The organism is Mesorhizobium sp. M0923 (assembly GCF_040319365.1).
Lineage (GTDB): Bacteria > Pseudomonadota > Alphaproteobacteria > Rhizobiales > Rhizobiaceae > Mesorhizobium.
In genome coordinates this window covers 230,569-249,505 of the sequence record NZ_JAMYNW010000001.1, presented here as the reverse complement: position 1 = coordinate 249,505, position 18,937 = coordinate 230,569, and the positions used below count along the sequence as shown (strand labels likewise).

16 protein-coding genes are annotated in these 18,937 nt (G+C 63.6%); 1 reads left to right on the top strand and 15 read right to left on the bottom strand.

Translation table 11 applies throughout. The features are described 5' to 3' along the window. Positions 1-11: 11 nt before the first annotated feature. The 4 genes from NKH89_RS01175 to yajC are packed head-to-tail and all read right to left on the bottom strand — an operon-like array spanning position 12 to position 4,215. Entirely contained in the window at positions 12-839 is an 828-nt protein-coding gene (locus NKH89_RS01175; RefSeq protein WP_502896860.1) for a phytoene/squalene synthase family protein, read from the bottom strand. 25 nt (positions 840-864) lie between these two features. Continuing rightward, complete coding sequence (locus tag NKH89_RS01170; RefSeq protein ID WP_023720178.1) at positions 865-1,254, bottom strand: Mth938-like domain-containing protein; 390 nt, start codon at positions 1,252-1,254, stop codon at positions 865-867. Between the two features lie 15 nt (positions 1,255-1,269). Beyond that, a complete protein-coding gene (gene secDF / locus NKH89_RS01165; protein WP_352908329.1) occupies positions 1,270-3,822 on the bottom strand; it encodes a protein translocase subunit SecDF in 2,553 nt (850 codons plus the stop codon). 51 nt (positions 3,823-3,873) lie between these two features. Beyond that, entirely contained in the window at positions 3,874-4,215 is a 342-nt protein-coding gene (gene yajC / locus NKH89_RS01160) for a preprotein translocase subunit YajC (protein WP_023678921.1), read from the bottom strand. 287 nt (positions 4,216-4,502) lie between these two features. Here yajC and NKH89_RS01155 point away from each other — a divergent pair, with 287 nt between their 5' ends. Beyond that, complete coding sequence (locus NKH89_RS01155; RefSeq protein ID WP_352586937.1) at positions 4,503-5,378, top strand: ATP-binding protein; 876 nt, start codon at positions 4,503-4,505, stop codon at positions 5,376-5,378. A 153-nt stretch (positions 5,379-5,531) separates the two neighbouring features. Here the strand turns inward: NKH89_RS01155 and NKH89_RS01150 are convergent, their stop codons facing one another. The 11 genes from NKH89_RS01150 to NKH89_RS01100 form a co-directional block, all read right to left on the bottom strand. After that, entirely contained in the window at positions 5,532-7,064 is a 1,533-nt protein-coding gene (locus NKH89_RS01150) for a peptidoglycan DD-metalloendopeptidase family protein (protein WP_352586934.1), read from the bottom strand. Between the two features lie 264 nt (positions 7,065-7,328). Beyond that, a complete protein-coding gene (locus tag NKH89_RS01145; RefSeq protein ID WP_031194310.1) occupies positions 7,329-7,994 on the bottom strand; it encodes a protein-L-isoaspartate(D-aspartate) O-methyltransferase in 666 nt (221 codons plus the stop codon). Next, a complete protein-coding gene (gene surE / locus NKH89_RS01140; RefSeq protein ID WP_352482131.1) occupies positions 7,991-8,749 on the bottom strand; it encodes a 5'/3'-nucleotidase SurE in 759 nt (252 codons plus the stop codon). Before surE ends, NKH89_RS01145 begins: the two co-directional genes overlap by 4 nt. Continuing rightward, complete coding sequence (gene serS, locus NKH89_RS01135; protein ID WP_352908328.1) at positions 8,749-10,053, bottom strand: serine--tRNA ligase; 1,305 nt, start codon at positions 10,051-10,053, stop codon at positions 8,749-8,751. Before serS ends, surE begins: the two co-directional genes overlap by 1 nt. Positions 10,054-10,393: 340 nt before the next feature. Continuing rightward, complete coding sequence (gene tatC / locus NKH89_RS01130) at positions 10,394-11,257, bottom strand: twin-arginine translocase subunit TatC (RefSeq protein ID WP_023720061.1); 864 nt, start codon at positions 11,255-11,257, stop codon at positions 10,394-10,396. After that, positions 11,254-11,952, bottom strand: coding sequence for a Sec-independent protein translocase protein TatB (tatB, locus tag NKH89_RS01125; protein WP_352790527.1), 699 nt, complete (start codon positions 11,950-11,952; stop codon positions 11,254-11,256). Before tatB ends, tatC begins: the two co-directional genes overlap by 4 nt. 62 nt (positions 11,953-12,014) lie before the next feature. After that, a complete protein-coding gene (locus NKH89_RS01120; RefSeq protein WP_023678929.1) occupies positions 12,015-12,236 on the bottom strand; it encodes a twin-arginine translocase TatA/TatE family subunit in 222 nt (73 codons plus the stop codon). A 178-nt stretch (positions 12,237-12,414) separates the two neighbouring features. Then, entirely contained in the window at positions 12,415-13,194 is a 780-nt protein-coding gene (gene scpB / locus NKH89_RS01115) for an SMC-Scp complex subunit ScpB (protein ID WP_352482126.1), read from the bottom strand. After that, on the bottom strand, positions 13,191-13,991 hold the full coding sequence (locus NKH89_RS01110; protein WP_352482297.1) for a segregation and condensation protein A: 801 nt from the start codon (positions 13,989-13,991) through the stop codon (positions 13,191-13,193). The genes scpB and NKH89_RS01110 overlap by 4 nt, the downstream gene beginning before the upstream one ends. Before the next feature lie 58 nt (positions 13,992-14,049). Beyond that, positions 14,050-15,069 carry a beta-N-acetylhexosaminidase gene (gene nagZ / locus NKH89_RS01105; RefSeq protein ID WP_352908327.1) on the bottom strand — a complete coding sequence of 340 codons (1,020 nt, stop codon included), beginning with the start codon at positions 15,067-15,069 and terminating at the stop codon, positions 14,050-14,052. Between the two features lie 119 nt (positions 15,070-15,188). Further along, positions 15,189-18,857, bottom strand: coding sequence for an SPOR domain-containing protein (locus NKH89_RS01100; protein WP_352908326.1), 3,669 nt, complete (start codon positions 18,855-18,857; stop codon positions 15,189-15,191). Positions 18,858-18,937 lie beyond the last annotated feature (80 nt).

Here is an 18,937-nt window from a genome sequence, read left to right as displayed (position 1 = left end):
CGCGGCAGCCTTTATGCGACCGGCCAGCCCCGCGTTGCGCGCCGGAACAAGAGCCAATGCCGGCGCAAGGCCGAAAGCCGCACCGCGCCATCAAGCGGTGAATGGCGGGAGCCGTCCATCTTGCCGAGATAGGCGCCCGTCAGCGCCAGCGGCAGAAACGCCGGACGCAGTGAAATCGGCAGGGCGGACGCCCCCTGCTCGAAAGCTGAGAGATGCTCGCGTGCCAGCGCGATCATCGCGGCAACGGCGCGTTCCGCGCCCGGCCCGCCGTCACCTGTAGCGAACTCTTGCGGCGACGATCCCGCCGCAGCCAGAATGTCGGCCGGAACGAAGCACTGTCCCCGCTTACGATGCAGCGGCAGCAGAAGCAGGAGACCGGTCATCGCCTGCGCACAACCTGCCCTGCCGGCAAGTTCGGCAAAGCGCGGTGCTTCGACCGGATCGAGCACCATCGCCGCAAGCTGGATGAGCGCGGCGGCAGTCTCGCCGCAATAGCCTTCGAGATCGGTGCGCGACGGCATCGGGTCGTCATAGAGATCGAAGACGCGCGCTTCGAGCATATTGTCGAAAGCGGCCTTGGGCAGGCGGTGAGCGGAAATAGTCGCCCTCAGCGCGTCCGCCACGGGATGGCCGACCTTAGCGCGATCCTCTTCGGCGGCGATGACGTCTCGCCACCATTGCAGCCGGACTTCACCCGGCAGCGCTTCGCGGATGCGATCGCGTATGCCGGCAATTTCGGCGTTGAAGGCATAGAGCGAAAACACCGCGTCCCGCTTGTCTTCGGGCGCGTAGAGCGCGGCGAGATAGCGGTCATGATCGGCGGCGCGCACCGTCTCCATGACGGCTTTGGTGTTTTCGGCCACGTCAGTCGACGGCGATGAGTGCTGCGGCCACGGCGCGGTCTTCAGCCAGCAGCACATTATAGGTCCGCACTGCCGCCCCGGTCGACATCGGATCGGCGGAAATGCCGGCATCCTTCAGCGCAGCACGCAACGCCGCCGGCAATGGCCTCAGATCCTTGCCGCTGCCGACCAGCAGGATCTCGACCTTGTCGGCCTCGTTGAACAGCTTGGTGAAATCCGCTGCCGTCAGCGCCAGCGGATCGGCCGGCTCCCAGCCATAGATACCAGAAGGCAGGCACAGCAGCGAGCCGCGGTGCGACATGTCGGCAAAGCGGAAACCGCCATTGCCGTAAGCCTCGATCGGTGCGCGGCCGGGGAAATGCGCCTCGCGGATGACGATGCCCTTGGCCACTTTTGCGGCAAGCCGTCAGGTGGCTATGGCTTTGCCGCCGCCCACCGGCTTTTCCTCATCGGATGCTGTGGCCTGCGGCCGCAGCTTGAACAGGATAAGCAGTGGCGCGGCGATAAAGATCGACGAATAGGTGCCGAACACGACGCCGAACAGCATGGCCATGGTGAACGAGCGGATCACCTCGCCGCCGAACAGCACCAGCGCCAGCAGCGCCAGGATCGTCGTCACCGAGGTCAGCGTCGTCCTCGACAGCGTCTCGTTGATGGCGTTGTTCAGCAATTGCGGCAGCGGCATTCGCTTGTATTTTCGCAGATCCTCGCGAACACGGTCATAGACGACGATCGTATCGTTGAGCGAATAACCGATGATGGTGAGGATCGCCGCCAGCGACGACTGGTTGAATTCCAGGCCGGTGATGACGAAGAAGCCGATCGTCATGACCACGTCATGCACGGTCGCAACGATGGCGCCGACCGCGAACTGCCATTCGAAGCGGAACCAGACATAGATCAGGATGCCGAGCAGCGCGACAAGCATGGCGATGGTGCCTTGCTTGGCAAGCTCGCCCGAGACCGTCGGCCCGACCACTTCGACGCGGCGGAAATCGTACTGGTCTTGCAGTTCGCCGCGCACCTTGTCGATGACGGTCTGCTCGGCATTCTCGCCGCCCTCCTGCGTACCGACGCGGATCAGCACGTCGTTCGACTCGCCGAACTGCTGAACCTGCACCTCACCGATATTGAGTTCCGTCAGCCTGCCGCGGATGTCGGCCAGATCGGCATTGCCGGTCTTGGACTGCACCTCGATCAGCGAGCCGCCCTTGAAATCGATGCCGTAATTGATGTCGATGGTCATGAACCCGACGACCGACAGGACTGAAAGCACGCTGGACAGCGTGAACGTCCAGCGGCGGATGCCCATAAACGGAATTTTCGTTCCGGGCGGAACGAAAGTCACAGGCGCCCGCGGCAACTCCTTCGGACGGGCCCGGCGAAGCCAGATCGACACCAGCAGGCGGGTGAAGGTGAAGGCGGTGAAGACCGTGGTCAGGATGCCGATGGCATAGGTGACGGCAAAGCCCTTCACCGGCCCGGTGCCGAGATAGAACAGCACCACGGTCGCGATCAGCGAGGTGACGTTGGAATCGACGATTGTGGCCAGCGCCTTGCTGAAACCGGTATCGATCGCCTGGATGACCGAGCGGCCGGCACGTCGCTCCTCGCGGATGCGTTCATAGATCAGCACGTTGGAATCGACCGCCATGCCGATGGTCAGCACGATACCGGCGATACCGGGCAAGGTCAGCGTCGCTCCAAGCAGCGACAGCAGCCCGACGATCATCGCCACATGCACCGCCAGCGCGATGTTGGCGAGGAAGCCGAAGAAGCCGTAGGCGACGAACATGAACGCCACAACCAGGATCGAACCGATGATGCCGGCGATTTTGCCGGCATGAATGGAATCCTGTCCGAGGCCAGGGCCCACCGTGCGCTCCTCGATCACCGTCAGCGTCGCCGGCAAGGCGCCGGCGCGCAGCAGCACGGCGAGGTCGTTGGCGCTCTCAGCGGTGAAATTCCCCGATATCTGGCCGGTGCCGCCGGGGATCGGTTCGCGGATCTGCGGTGCCGAAATCACCTGATTGTCGAGGATGATGGCAAACAGCTTGCCGACGTTCTGTGATGTCGCCTGGCCGAACCGCTGCGCCCCTTTCGAATCGAAGCGAAACGAAACAACCGGCTCGTTGTTCTGGGAGTTGAACGTCGCCTGGGCATCGACGAGGTTTTCACCCGAAACGATGACGCGGTTCTCGATCAGATACGGAACCGGCGGGTCGTCCTGCGAATACAGCACCGAGGATCCCGGCGGCGGACGGCCGTTCAGCGCGTCCTGCACCGGCATCGATTGGTCGACCATCTGGAAGGTCAGCTTGGCGGTCTGGCCAAGAATTTCCTTCAGCCGTTGCGGGTCTTGGAGACCCGGCACCTGCACCAGGATGCGGTCGTCACCTTGCCGCTGCACGATCGGCTCGGTCGTGCCGAGTTCATTGACGCGGCGGCCGACGACCTCGATCGACTGCGTCAGCGCTGCCGAAGTACGATATTTGATGCCCGCATCGGTGACGGTGAACTTGAGCAGGCCGGGCTCGGAATCATCCAGCGTCATCTCCTGGATCGAGCCGCCGCTGAACAAGCCGGCCGCCACCGGATCGGTCAACGTCTTCAACGCCTTCTTGGCAGCCTCGATCTGTGCGGGATCGGTGATGCGGACCTGCACCGTGCGGCCCGTTCCGGCAAGGCCGGTATAGCCGATCTTGGCATCGCGCAGCAGCGTCCTGATTTCGTCGCGCGTCGTCTCCAGCCGATCTTTGATCAGATCGTTCGGATCCATCCTGAGCAGGATATGCGAGCCGCCCTGCAGGTCGAGGCCAAGCGTCATCTGCCGCTTCGGCACCCAGTCGGGCAGCTTGGCCAGCGTGCTGGCGGAAAAAAGGTTGGGCGCAGCGAGGACCACTGTGGCGGCCACGGCCAGCCAGATCAGGATCATCTTGAAGCGCGAAAAATAAAGCATATGGCGTCGTCCGTCAGGGCGTACTGGCGGATCGTTCCGCCGACAATTCGGTTATTTCTTGGCGTTCTGGTTCGCCACCGGCTCGCCCTTGACGCGCACGTCGGCAAGCGTCGAGCGCAGCGCCGTCACCTTGGTGCCGCCGCCAAGGTCGATCTCGAGCTCGTTGTCGTCTATCACCTTGGTAACCTTGCCGACCAAGCCGCCGCCGGTGACAACGGTGTCGCCGCGGCGAACCGCCGCCAGCATCTCGCCGCGCTTCTTCAGCTGCGTGCGCTGCGGCCGGATGATCAGAAAATACATGATCACGAAAATCAGAGCAAACGGCACGATCTGGATAAACATTGCGGACGAGTCCCCGCCGATGCCTTGGGCGTATGCCGGTGTCACGAACATCGAGGTACTCCTGAACTTTGAAAAACAGCCGCAAGGCGGCCCCGCCAAATTTGGCCGGAATATAGTCGGTAACGTTGCCAATGCAACTGCGCTGCCGGGCAAATCGGCTGCTTTTCCGGCCTGGTGAGCCGTGTTAGAGGGTGATCACGAAAAGCGATGCTCGGTTTTCGCAAAAGATCATGCCCGAACAAATGCTTGGGACGAGTTTCGAAACCGCTGAAATCAGGTAGGTTGCCCTACCGCACCGTCCTGAACGCGAAACAAACCGCGAAACAAAAAGACAAGAGATGACCGACAGCCCTATCGATATCCTGCACCAGAAGCTCGACCGCCTGATCGAGGCGGTCGCCCGCCTAGCCCCGCCGCCGGTGCCGCAAACCGATCTCGGCGAGGCCGATTGCTTCGTCTGGCAGGCCGATCCCGGCTATCTGGAACCGGTGCGCAAGGTCAACCGCGTCGATATCGGCCTGATCCGCGGCGTCGACCGCGTCCGCGACATATTGGTCGACAACACCGAGCGCTTCGCCTCCGGCTACGCTGCCAACAACGTGCTGTTATGGGGCGCGCGCGGCATGGGCAAATCGTCGCTGGTCAAGGCGGTACACGCCTCGGTCAACGCTTCGGCGAAGCCCGACGTGCCGCTCAAGCTTATCGAGATCCACCGCGAAGACATCGACACGCTGCCGAAGCTGATGGGCCTGCTGAAGGCAGCGCCGTTTCGCTTCATCTTGTTTTGCGACGACCTGTCATTCGACCATGACGACACATCCTACAAATCGCTGAAGGCAGCACTTGAAGGCGGCGTCGAAGGCCGCCCGGCCAATGTCATTTTCTATGCCACCTCGAACCGGCGGCATCTGTTGCCGCGCGACATGATCGACAATGAGCGCTCGACCGCGATCAACCCGTCGGAAGCGGTCGAGGAGAAGGTTTCGCTGTCGGACCGCTTCGGCCTGTGGCTTGGCTTCCACAAATGTTCGCAGGACGAATATCTCGACATGATCGATGGCTATGTCCGCCATCATGATCTCGCCATCGATCCCGAGACGCTGCGCGCCGAGGCGCTGGAATGGGCGACGACGCGCGGCAGCCGTTCGGGCCGCGTCGCCTGGCAGTTCACCCAGGATCTGGCAGGCCGGCTCGGAAAATCGCTCAAGGACTAGACCATGATCCCGAACCGAAGGTCAGCGTAGCAAAAAAGGAGCCCGGTTTCGGACTCGATCATGGTCCAGAAAAGCAACAGAAGAAGCCCGCACCTTGCGGAGCGGACTTCTTCGGCGGGCTGAAGGTCAGGCGGCCCGCAAGTCGCTTTTTCCCTATTCGAGATAGCCTGACGGATCGACCGGCGCCGAGTTCTTGCGCACTTCGAAATGCAGTTTCGGCGAGTCGGTGGTGCCGCTCATGCCGGACAGGGCGATTTCCTGGCCGCGCTTGACCTTTTGGCCGCGCTGCACCTCGATCGAGCTGGCATGGCCGTAGACGGTGACCAGACCGTTTTCGTGACGCACCAGCACTGTATTGCCGAATTCCTTGAGGCCATCGCCGGCATAGATGACGACGCCATTTTCGGCTGCCTTGACCGGCGTCCCCTCAGGCACGGCGATGTCGACGCCGTCCTTGCCGCCGCCGAAGCTTGAAATCACGCGGCCGCGCACCGGCCAGCGCATCTTGCCGATGCCGGTTGCATCCGGCGCCACCGCATCGTCGTCCTCGGCCTGCTGGATGACTTTCGCATCCTTCTTTGGCGGCGTGTAGGAGGCGAGCGTCTGCGTCGGCGTTGTCTTGGCCGGTGGCTGAGTGGTGGCCGTCGTCACCGGATCGACCTTTGCCGGCTTCGCGCCGGCGACAACAGCGGTTCCGCCGGCCGGCACTTTCAGGGTCTGGCCGATCTTGAGCAGCCCGTCCTGCATGCCGTTCGCCTGTTTCAGCGCAACGACGCCGACGCCGGTCTTTCTGGCGATGGCGGACAGCGTATCACCTTGCTGTACCGTGTAAGTGCCGCCGGCACCGGCCGGCTTGGCCATCGCCGAGGCTGTTTTGAGCGCAGTCTTTCCATCCTTCGGCTGGCTTGCGGCGGCCGAGGCATCCACCTGCGCGGCAGACTTGCCTTCCCTGAGCTTCGGCTGCTGCGGCAGCACGGCCACCTTCTCCGGCGCGTCGGCCGGCTGGTCGTGCCTGGTGCCGTTCGTGGGCTTGGCGTCGGCGACTTTCGGCGCGGCGCCGTTGCTCGAGTAAGCATAGGCCGGGATGACGAGCTTCTGGCCGGTCTTCAGCCCTTTGGTCGCGCTCAGCCCGTTGACTTTCATGATGGCATCGGCCGGCACGCCGTAGCGCCGCGACAGGCCGGAAATGGTCTCGCCATCCTTGACGACGATCTCGGTTGCATGCGGTGCGCCGGCGGCCGTCGCCATGCGCGGCGCGTCGGGCTCGGCGTTCTTGAACGGCCTTGCCGCCGGAGCAACGGTGCCGGTTGCCGTCCTGTCGACACGAGGAGCGGCAGGCGCCAGGGCCGGCGCGGCAGCGGTACGCACCGGGCGGGCGGCAGGGGCCAGGGCGGGAGCCGGCGGCGGCAGTTGCTGTGCCGTAACCGGTTCGAGGCTTGAGCGGCTGACCGACTGGGTGTGGCTGCCGTCGATCGGGGCGGCCGCAACATCGCCCGGATAGGGCTGGGCAGCATCCTGCTTGTCGATGATGGCGCGCTGGTTGTTGGTCGAGGCGGTGAACACGTCGTCGACGCTGTTGAACCGCGCCACCTGGGAACTACACCCCGTCGCAGCGCCTGCGATCATGAGGACGGCGCAGCCACGCGCCAGATTGCGTCCGTTTGCCTTCAAAACACTGAATTGCATCGCACTAACCCGCACAGACCCGGTACAACTGAGCCTGATTAAAGCGCGTTAATGTTACCGGTCGGTTAAACCTGTAGAATCAGACGCAAATTTTCTTAAAAATGTTTCGAGGATCGAGCGCTGGGTGTGTTGAGATTCAGGTCAGGCCGAGCCGAAAATGGTGGATTCCGAGAACCGGAGCGGAGCGTACATTTGGGTACGTGAGCACCGGAAGCGGAGGAAGCCGCAATTTGCAGGCCGGCCTCACCTGAATATCGACACACCCTAGATGACCGCCGCGACACTGCGCAGGATCGGCTGCAGACGCACCAGGCCGATATCCTCGCGTTCGAAGCGGCTGCCGACCTTGGTCAGCTTGGCCAGCACCTGCTCGCCCTCGTCGGGTCCGATGGGCGCAATGACGATGCCGCCGCTCGACAATTGGTCGAGCAGGAAACGCGGCAGGCTGTCGAAGGCCGCCCAGGCGACGATGCGGTCGAACGGCGCTTCGTTGGCCAGCCCGTTGGAACCGTCCGCCTGGCGCACGATGACGTTGCCGATGGCGAGTGCCTCGAGACGCTGCCGGGCCTGTTCGGCCAGCGTCTTGTAACGGTCGATGGTGACGATCCGCGCGGCAAGCCGCGACATCACCGCCGCCGTGTAGCCGGACCCGGTGCCGATCTCGAGCACGCGGTTGCCCGGTTCGATGGCAAGTGCCGCGATCACCGCCGCCTGCAGGTCGGCGCCTTCGATGGCCTCGCCGCATTCGATTGGCAGCATACGGTCGGACCAGGCAATCGAGTGGAAATGCGGAGACAGGAAGCCGCGCCGCGGCGTCGCCTCGAAGGCGGCGATCAGCGCCTTCGGCACCGTGCCCCTGCCGCGCAGGCGAAGCAGGAAGGCAGCGAAACCTTCGCGTTCGTCGAACGTTGCAGCGTGATTCAAGTTCATGCGAGCGCCTTGGCCAGTTGATCGCGGATTTCATGCGCGGTGAGATCGAGCTGCAGCGGCGTCACCGACACCAGCCGATTGCGCAAGGCATGGAGGTCGCTGCCTTGCTTGCCCTCGACCGGCTCGCGGCCGAAGCGCAGCCAGTAGTAAGGCAGGCCGCGCCCGTCGCGCCGCTCGTCGACCCACAGGCTGTGGACCAGCTTGCCCTGCGAAGTGACCACAGTTCCGGCGATCTCTTCCGGCGCACAATTCGGAAAATTGACGTTGAGCAGCACGCCGTCCGGCAACGGCATGGCGACGAGCTTTTGAAGCAGCGCTGGCGCCAGCGCCTCGGTTGTCTCATAGGGAACGACGCGGTCCTCGCCGACATAGGAATAGGCTTGGCTGATGGCGATCGAGCGCACGCCGAGCAGCGCGCCTTCCATGGCGCCGGCGACGGTGCCCGAATAGGTGACGTCGTCGGCGATGTTGGCGCCGGAATTGACGCCGGACAGGATCAGGTCGGGCGCTTCGGGCAGGATCTTCTTCACGCCCATGATGACGCAGTCGGTCGGCGTGCCGCGCACGGCAAAGTGTTTTTCGCCGATTTTCCTCAGGCGCAGCGGCTCCGAGATCGACAGCGAATGCGCATAGCCGGACTGGTCCTGTTCCGGTGCCACCACCCAGACGTCGTCCGACAGCGTGCGGGCGATGCGTTCGAGTGATGCAAGGCCCTCGGCATGGATGCCGTCGTCGTTGGTCAGAAGGATGCGCATTATTTCGATTCGATCTTTTCCAGACCGCCCATGTAAGGCCGAAGCGCTTCAGGAATGGTTACGCTGCCGTCCTCGTTCTGGTAATTTTCGATGACGGCGATCAGAGCGCGGCCGACGGCGGTGCCCGAACCGTTCAGCGTGTGGACGAAGCGGTTGCCCTTGCCATCCTTGTCCTTGTAGCGGGCGTCCATGCGCCGGGCCTGGAAATCGCCGCATACCGAGCACGACGAGATTTCGCGATAGGTATTCTGGCCGGGCAGCCAGACCTCGATATCGTAGGTCTTGCGCGCGCCAAAGCCCACGTCGCCGGTGCACAGCGTCATGGTGCGGAACGGCAGGCCCAGCCGCTTCAGCACCTCCTCGGCGCATTCGGTCATGCGCTCGTGCTCGGCAATCGACGAGTCCTGATCGGTGATCGACACCAGCTCGACCTTATTGAACTGGTGCTGACGCAGCATGCCGCGCGTGTCGCGGCCGGCCGAACCCGCCTCGGAGCGGAAGCACGGCGTCAGCGCGGTATAGCGCAGCGGCAGTTTTTCGTGCGGCGTGATCTCCTCGCGCACGAGATTGGTGAGTGGGACTTCGGCGGTGGGGATTAGGCCAAGCCTGCCATCCCCATGCCGGGCGAAGAACAAATCTTCCTCAAACTTTGGCAGCTGCCCAGTCCCGAAAAGCGCCTCGTCGCGCACCATCAGCGGCGGGACGATCTCCTCGTAGCCGTGCTCGGTGGTATGCAGGTCGAGCATGAACTGGCCGAGTGCGCGCTCCATGCGCGCCAGCTGGTTCTTGAGCACCGTGAAGCGCGAGCCGGAAAGCCTTGCCGCGTGCTCGAAATCCATCATGCCGAGCGCTTCGCCGATCTCGAAATGCTCTTTCACCCAATTCGGCCGCGTCGGCAGCTTGCCGACGACGCGCTTGACGACGTTGTCGTGCTCGTCCTTGCCGACCGGCACATCGTCGAACGGCACGTTGGGCAGCACCGCCAGTGCGTCGTTCAGCGCCTTGTCGAGTTCGCGTTCGCGCGCCTCGCCGTTCTGGATGAAGGCCTTGATCTCGCCGACCTCAGCCTTCAGCCGTTCGGCAAGCGCGGCATCGCCCGAGCGCATGGCATTGCCGATCTCCTTCGATGCGGCGTTGCGGCGCTCCTGCCTGGTCTGCAGCTCGGTCAGATGCTCGCGCCGCGCCTCATCCGCAGCGATCAGATCGTCGACGGTGGACTGCGCCGCCTCGGCCGACCACGAGCGCTTCTGGAGCGCGTCGACAAGGGCCTTCGGGTTGTCGCGAATCCATTTGATGTCAAGCATGGTCTGTTCGTCCTCGAGGGCATGTCGCCCAAAAAATGCGCAGCGGTTGTGGGGCAACGACATGCCCAAAACAAAGACCAGAGGGCGTAAACCGCATCTTTCATTGATGCAAGACGGGAACGCCGGCGTTTCTTCACGCCGCCATCTGTCCCGCCGACTTCACAGACGGCAGCACTCGCAACATTTGGTCGAAAGGGAACCTGAAACAAAAAAACCCGCCTCAGAGGGCGGGTCGTCGGCGCCGAATCAGCACCATACCCAGATTAGTAGCATAGCTGCCGGCACAAAGCAAGAACAAAGTTGCTGCGGCCGGAAGAAAGATGCCAGCCGGTAACCCCACCTACGTCGACGACGCGTCCGCCGGCTTTTCGGCCACCTCTTCCGTGGCGTCCTGCTTTTCGCGGGCGACACGGTCGCGCTCCTTGCTGCGCTCGATCAAGCGAGCCGACCAGATCGAGACCTCGTAGAGCAGGATCGTCGGAATTGCGAGGCCGATCTGGCTCATCGGGTCGGGCGGCGTCAGCACCGCCGCCACGACGAAGGCGATGACGATCGCCCATTTGCGCTTCTCGGCCAACCCTTGCGACGACAGCATGCCGACTCGCGTCATCAGGCTTGTCACCACCGGCAACTGGAACACCAGGCCGAAGGAGAAGATCAGCGTCATGATCAGGCTGAGATATTCGGACACTTTCGGCAGCAGCGAAATCTGCACCTGGTCGTTGGTGCCGGTCTGCTGCATGGCGAGGAAGAACCACATCACCATCGGCGTAAAGAAGAAATAGACCAGCGACGCGCCCATCAGAAACAGGATCGGCGAGGCGATCAGGAACGGCAGGAAGGCATTGCGCTCGTTCTTGTAGAGGCCGGGCGCGATGAATTTGTAGATCTGCGTGGCGATCAGCGGAAAAGCGATGACCATGCCGCCGAACATGGCGAGCTTGACCTGGGTAAAGAAGAACTCCTGCGGCGCCGTATAGATCAGCTCGACCTTGTGCGGGTCGAGCCCGGCCCATTGGGTCGCCCATCTGAACGGGATCACCAACAGGTTGAACAGCTTCTTGGCGAAGAAGAAGCACACAAGAAAAGCAACGAAAAAACCGCCGATCGACCACATCAGCCGCCGGCGCAACTCGATCAGGTGCTCCATCAGCGGAGCCGACGATTTTTCGATCTCGTCCTTTTCCGTGTCCGAAGTGCTCACTTGGCGGCTCCCGCCGTTTTCGTGGCGGCCGGCTTCTTCGTTGCTGCCGCAGGCTTCTTCGCTGCTGCCGCCGGCTTCTTCGCTGCTGATGACTGCGCTTTCGGCTCAGCTTTTGCCTTCGGCGCAGCGGTTTTGGCCGGCCTGGCCGGCACTGCGGCCGCGGCGTTCGCGGGCGCCGGCTTCTTCTTTGCCGCCGGTGCTTTTTGCGGCACGGCCGCTGCAGTCGTTTGCGCCTCTACTGCCGGCGCCACGACGGACTCGTCCGTCATCGCCGGAAAGATCGGCGTGGCCGGCGTCGGCTCCGGCGGGCTGACGCCCGGCATCGTCGTCGCGCCGTTCTTCAGCGGCTCGGCTGCCTGCTCTGTCGAGGCGGCCTCGACCGCCGGCTTGGGTTTCATCACGGCATCGACGCCGGAACGGACGTCGGCGGCGGCCTGCTCGAATGGATTGAGCTGCTTCCTGATCTCGGCTGCCGGATTGAGGCTTCTCAGCGAATCGACCGACTTCTTGACGTCGTCGAGTTCGGCTTCCTTCAGTGCGTCGTTGAACTGCCGCTGGAAATCCGACGCCATGGCGCGCAGCTTCGCCGTTGTGCGGCCGAAGGTGCGCAGCATGTTGGGCAAATCCTTGGGCCCGACGACCACGATCATGACGATCGCGATCACCAGCATCTCGGTCCAGCCGACTTCGAACATGGCTATACGTTCCGACTCAAGTTTCAGGCCGACTCAAGTTTTGGCCAACCAAAGTTTTGGGCTCAGCTTTTGCTGGCCTTTTCCTTCGGTACCGACACGGTCTCGTCGGAACGGTGTTCGACGGTGCGCTTGTCCTCGGCAGTCTCGTCGTCGGCCATGCCCTTCTTGAAGCTCTTGATGCCCTTGGCCATGTCGCCCATCAGCTCGGGGATCTTGCCGCGGCCGAAGACCAGCAGCACGATCACCAGAACGATCATCCAGTGCCAAATCGAAAATGAACCCATAGCAAATCTCTCTCGAACGGTTTCCCAGACGCTGATCTATGCGCTTTCGGGTTCGGATTCAAACAGAACTGCGACAGAGTTCATGAATGAATGGCCGAAGTCACGCACTTTCGGCACGGCGGCCCGCTACCAATCGGCGCAGTTCCATCCTGGCTGTGGCTTAAAGATGGCGCTCGGCTCAATCTTCTGTGACGCGCGGCGTCAAAAGGCCGAGGTCCTCGAGGTCGATGTCGGTCAGCGGATCCTCGTCGTCGGTGAGCGCATCGGGGTCGGCCGGCGGCAGCGGCACCGAGAAATTCGACGGCATGCGGCCGGACAGCAATCCTGCACCCTTCAATTCCTCCATGCCGGGGAGATCGCGGATCTCCTCCAGCGCGAAATGGTCGAGGAAAATGTCGGTTGTGCCGTAGGTGACGGGACGGCCGGGCGTGCGGCGCCGGCCGCGCATCCTCACCCATTCCGTCTCCATCAGCGTGTCGAGCGTCCCCTTTGACGTCTCGACGCCGCGGATGTCCTCGATCTCGGCGCGCGTCACCGGCTGGTGGTAGGCGATGATCGCCAGCACTTCGAGGGCAGCGCGGGACAGCTTGCGCTGCTGCACCGTGTCGCGGCTCATCAGGAAGGCGAGGTCGCCGGCGGTGCGGAAGGCCCAGGCATCGCCGACGCGCACCAGATTGACGCCGCGCCGCGCATAGATCTGCTGCAGTTCGGCCATCGCCGCGGCAATGTTGATGCCGTCGGGCAGCCGCGAAGTGAGCTGTTTTTCGCTGACCGGCTCGGCGCTGGCGAATACGATCGCCTCGGCCATCCGTACGGCCTCCGCCATATGCAGCCGCTCGCCGGGATTCTGCGACAAATTCTGCCCCTGGTTTTGTGCCGGGTTCTCGGCAACCGCGCCTTGCTCGGCGTCGTCCTCGACCTTGAACGGAATGACCGAAGCGTTGGCGCGTTCGCTCATGGTGTCACCTCGACTATCTTGATGGCTTGAGCGCGGCCGCGCAGATAAAGCGGCGCGAACACCTGGTCCTGCCGCATCTCCATCTTGCCTTCGCGCACCAGTTCCAGCGTTGCGGCAAACGAGCTGGCGACAGCGGTGCGCCGCTCTTCCGGGCCGGCCAGATATTCGACCAGGAAACTGTCGAGCGCCGTCCAGTCGCGCAGCGACCCGATCAGCCTGATCAGCACGTCACGCGCATCCTTGAGCGACCACACGCCGCGCCTGGCGATCGTCACATTGGTGATCGCCTGCTTTTGGCGCTGCTGGGCATAGGCGGTCAACAAATCGTAGAGCGAGGCCGAATAGGCATTTCGCTTCTCGACGATGACCATTTCCGGCATGCCGCGCGCAAACACGTCGCGTCCGAGCCGGTTGCGGTTGACCAGCCGTGCCGCCGCGTCGCGCATCGCCTCCAGCCGCTTCAGCCGGAACTGCAGCACTGCCGCCAGTTCCTCGCCGCTTTCGCCTTCGTCGCCGGGCTGCTTGGGGATCAGGAGCTTCGACTTGAGGAAGGCCAGCCATGCCGCCATCACCAGATAGTCGGCGGCAAGCTCCAGCCGCAGCGCCCTCACCTTCTCGACGAAGGCCAGATATTGCTCGGCCAGCGCCAGGATCGAGATGCGCGACAGGTCGACCTTCTGGTTGCGGGCAAGATGCAGCAGAAGATCGAGCGGACCTTCGAAACCGGCCACATCGACGACCAAAGCGGGATCGCCGGTCAACCGGGAATCGTCGTTCTCGGCCCACAGACGGTCCATCGGTGCGGCCTTGCCGGCCTTCAGGTCCAATGTTTCCGCCACTTCGCTTCCTTTGATGCTAGGCCACCGCGTTGAAATAACTGGCAAATTCGGCCCGAATCTCGGTCTCGTCCGCTACGTCACGGTTCCTGATATAGGTCAGCGCCCGCTCCGCGCGGTCAAACGACTTGCCTTCAAGTCCGGTCGTTCGCGATGCAATGCCGGCCATCTCCTCAAACACGCCGTTGCAGTGAAGGACCAGATCGCAGCCCGCCGCAAGGATAGCGGCCGCCTTTGACGGGAAATCCCCAGAAAGTGCCTTCATCGAGGTGTCGTCGCTCATCAACAGACCGTCGAAGCCGATTTCGCCGCGGATGATCTTTTCGATGACCTTGCCGGATGTCGTGGCCGGGTTCTTCGGGTCGATCGCGCTATAGACGACATGCGCCGTCATCGCCATCGGCAAATGGTTGAGCTCCCTGAACGGCGCAAAATCATGCCGCTGCAGGTCGCCGATCAAGGCGTCGACGGTCGGCAGTTCGAAATGCGTGTCGGCGAAGGCCCTTCCATGGCCGGGAATATGCTTCATCACCGGCAGCACGCCGCCCGCCATCAGGCCTTCCGCCGCGGCGCGACCCAATTCGATGACGGCGCGCGGCTCCTTGCCATAGGCGCGTGCGCCGATGACGTCGCTGGCGCCCTCGATCGGCACGTCGAGCACCGGCAGGCAATCCGCCGTGATGCCGTAGCGCAGCAGATCGAAGGCATGCAGCCGCGCCATCAGCCAGGCGGCACGGGTGCCGGCGTCATGGTCGTCGCGCCACAAGGCGCCGAGTGCGCCGGCAGCCGGATAGTTCGGCGCCAGCGGCGGCCGCAGGCGCTGCACCCGGCCGCCCTCCTGGTCAATGAATACCGGCGCATCCGCGCGCCCGACGCAGTCGCGCATAGCGGCGACCAGATCGCGGATCTGCTCGGTCTCGCCGATATTGCGCGCAAACAGGATGAAACCCCACGGGCATTCGTTGCGGTAGAAACGGATCTCGTCGCGGGTCAGTGATTTCCCGGCGCAGCCGAGGATCATGGATTTTGATTCGGTCATGCGGAACAGTTTAGAGCTTCGCGCCGACAAAGGGAATCGCCCGCAATTGCCTCCAGGGATTTCCGTTCACGCAAAAAAGCCGGCGCGAGCGCCGGCTTTTCGAGAGGTTTTTGGTGCCGCTAGTGGGACACGAAGCAATTGCCGCCGGCAGCCTTGTAGCTGGTGCACAGTTTGATCGCCTCGTTGCGCGACTGCGCTGGAACGCGGACGCGGTAGAAGGTGCCCTTGCCGGCAATTTCGGCCTTGACGATGTTGGCGGTGCGGCCGGAAAGCACGCTGCCGTAGCGGCGCTGCAGATCCTGATAAGTCGACTGGGCGCTTTCGACTGTCGGCTGCGAAGCGATCTGTATCGACCACGAACCAGCGCCGGCCGCGGCCGGATCGATGGAAGCAACCTGATCGGGCTTGACTTCGCCGACTACGTCGACCGGCTGGTCGGACGGACGCTGCGGCGCCACTGGGACCGTGGCCGGGGTGTTGGCGGACTGCTTGCTGGCTGAGGGCTGGGCCTTGGCTTCGGCCTTGGTGTCGGGCTTGGGCGCCGGCTGCAGCTTGGTGGTTTCGGCCTGATCGCCACTCGCCTGATCGCCACTCGGCTGGTCACCAATCTTCTGATCGCCAATCTTCGGATCACTTGTCATCTGCTCGATCAGGGGCACGGTGCCAGTCTGCGCGGCGGCGTCGGCCTGGGCCGACGGAGCCACGTGCTGCGGCGCCGGATCTGCCGGCTCGGCAGCAGCCATCTGCGGGGCGGCAGGCGCCGGATCCTCGCGCGCCACCAGCGAGCCGTCAGGTTTCACGACCATGGTCCGTACCTTGCGCGGCGCAACGGCGACGATCTCGGGGTTGGCACCCTTCTCGGCCTCCTGCAGAACCTGCGCGATGCGATCCTCGGACTTGGGCGCCGGTGCGGCGGCAGTTTCGGTACCGCCAGCGGCATTGGCGCCAAGCGCATCGGTGTCAGGCGCGTTGGTATCAGGCGCGTTGATACCAGAGGCGTTGGTGTCGGACGCCACTGTGCCGGGCGCGTCGAGATCGTCCGCGGCGTCGGGGTCATTGGGCGAAAGATCGACGACGCGGCTCTCCGGTTCGTTGGCTTTCAGGTCCACAGGCTCTTCGGTGTTGGTGACCAGCTTCTGCTGAACGGGCTCGGCGGGCTTGGCGCCCTTGACCACAGCGTCATAGACCTTGTTGTCCTGGTTCGGCACGACGGTGCCGCCTGGATTTTCCGGCTTGATCTTGATCGGCCTGTTGTCGGCCTTGACGATAACCGGCGCATCGCCGTCGCTCTTGCCGCCGAGGGTCAACGCAAAGGCGCCAAGGCCTCCGGCGATCGCCACCGCGCCGACTATCGCTCCTATCAGCAGCCCGCGCCTGCGCGGCCGCCTTTCGGCCTCGCGTTCGGCGAGGCCCGGGACCGACATCTCGTCGTCCAGTTCGGGATCGTAGTCGAGCTCATCGAAGGTGAAATCGTCGGCTTGCGAAACCGGCTGGCCACCGGGCAATGGGCCCAGATCGAAACCGTCCGCTGCATCGGCATAGGAAGCGGCCGCCGCGCTGACGGGGGCTTCCGCAGGCTTGGCGCCATAGGCGCGCGTCTCGCCACGATCTTGCTTATAACCAGACGCAAAGCCCGCATCGTATTCATCGTCATAGCCAGCACTGCGCACCGGGGCAGGCGCTATATCCGTGGCATTCATTTCGGTGAGAAGGCTGGCAAAATCGGCATCAAGATCGTCGTAGGCGGGCGCCACCGGCTCGTCATCGTCGAAGTTGAGCTCCGGAATGTCGAGATCGTCCGCCAGCGCCACGACGCGCTCGGGCACGTCGACCGTCTCGACATCGGGCATCTCGTCATACGCGGAAGGCTGTTGATGCGAGGTTGGTGCAGCTTCCGTGTAGGCGGGCCGATCTTCATAGGACGGCCTCTCTTCACGGGATGCCTGGCCTTCATAGGACGGCGCCTCTTCGACCGGTGCGGCCCGATAGGACGGCGCCGCAGCCGGCTGCGGCGGTGGTGCCGGACGCGCCGAAGCCACCGGCTGGCCTGCAAAAGCGGGCTGAGGCTGTGCGACCGGCGTCACGCGGCTCCACGAGCGGGCCGGCTCGGGCGGCGTGGCGCGTGTCGTCAGCCAGTTCAGCGCATCGAGCGGATCTTCTTCGGAAGCAGCTGCGGCACTCTTGTCGGCCGAGTCATGGTCCAGGCCGATATTCCTGGCGAAATCGGCATCGAGCGCATCATTGTCCAAATCATCCGCAGGTCCGGCAGCGGCTTCAACACCGAAATCCTCGCCTTCAAGCTCATCGAAGAGGACACTGCCAAGATCGGCATCATCGGCGGCACTGGACTGCTGCGGCTCAGCGGGCTCGTGCTCGTCGAGTTCCCAATCCAGCTCGTCGACAGGATGCACCGGTTCGTTGGTGACGTCTTCAGCCGCCACCATGGGCTGTTCAGCAGCCACTGCTGGCTCCTGAATTGCGGGCGCCACGGGCTGCTGAGCAGCAGCCATCACAGGCTTCTGGGCAGGCTGCTGGCTTGTCTGAGGTTCGTTGGCCGCTTGTGCCGGCCGTGTGCTCATTGCACCCAGCAGCGCGTTCAGCTCGTCTTCCAGGCTGCGTTCCTCAGCCACTGGGGCTGTCGGGACGACAGCGGCCGGCGCCACTGGTTCGGCCGCAACCTGCGCCACGGGCTCTTCGACGTCCTCCGCAAGCGCATCGTCGAGGCTCAGATCGAAATGGTCGTCGAACGCCGCTTCAGCAGCCGTGCCGGAAAGCTCGACGGCCTCTGGTTCTTCGATTTCGGCAGGCTCGTTCGGGCGAACGTCTAAGTCCATGTCGACGTCGGCCATGGCATCATCGAAATGGCCGGCAAAATTCTCATCGTCCGAAACCGCCTCAACCGGCGATGCCGGGGCGGCGACGGTTTCCGCCGGCTCATGCTCGTCGACCATCAGCTCGTCTTCGAGCGAGCTTGCAACGGCATCGTCGAACTCGTCATCGAACGCAGGCTCGGCGGCTTGCGCCGCGGGTTCAACGGCGACGGCCTGCTCCATCGGCTCATGCTCTTCGAGCATCAGCTCGTCTTCGAGCGAGTTGGCCACGGCGTTGTCGAACTCATTGTCGAAGGCAGGCTCGTCGTCGAAGGCGGGCTCGTCGACCGGCGCGTATGCATCGGCTGCGGCCCTAGGTCCGTCCTCGCCCGTCGCCCCGATCTTGCCCGTCACATCGTCGTCGAGCCGAAAATCCTGGTCGACAGGGCCGGCAAGTTCGTCGTCACTCGACAAGTCGTCCTCGAACGGCGACACGTCTTCGAGCGAGCCGGCGACGGCGTTATCGAACTCGTCGTCGAACTCCGGCTCGACAGCGGGAGCGAACGACCTTTCGGGGCCGGAGGCAATTTCGTCGGCGGCAACAGGAGCGGCCGCAACAGGAGCAGCATCATCCACCGCACTGTCGTCGAACGCGAAATCCTGTTCGAACGAGGCGGCAAGCGCGTCCTCCATCCCATCCGTGGTAGCCGGTTCGGATGCCGGCTCGCGAAGCTCGACAGGGGAAGCATTGTCATTGGCGTCGGCGCCGAACTCGCCCATCAACTCCTTCTCGAGATCGATGTCGAAATCGGCCTCGCCCTCCGGCGGCCCGGCGGCAGCGGCTTTCGGCTGGGCCGGCGTTTGCGGTTTGACCGGTTGGCGCGGGTCGAACCCCATGATCCTGGTCAGTTCCGCGAACGGATCATCGTTGGCGATGTCGTTGTGGTCGGCTGCTCTCAGCTGGGTTCTGTCTGCCATTATTGTTCCCGAACTCGCACTCATTCGGACGCCATGGACGTCGCGTAGGGTTGGCCCTTACCAGCGCAATGTGGGCAAAA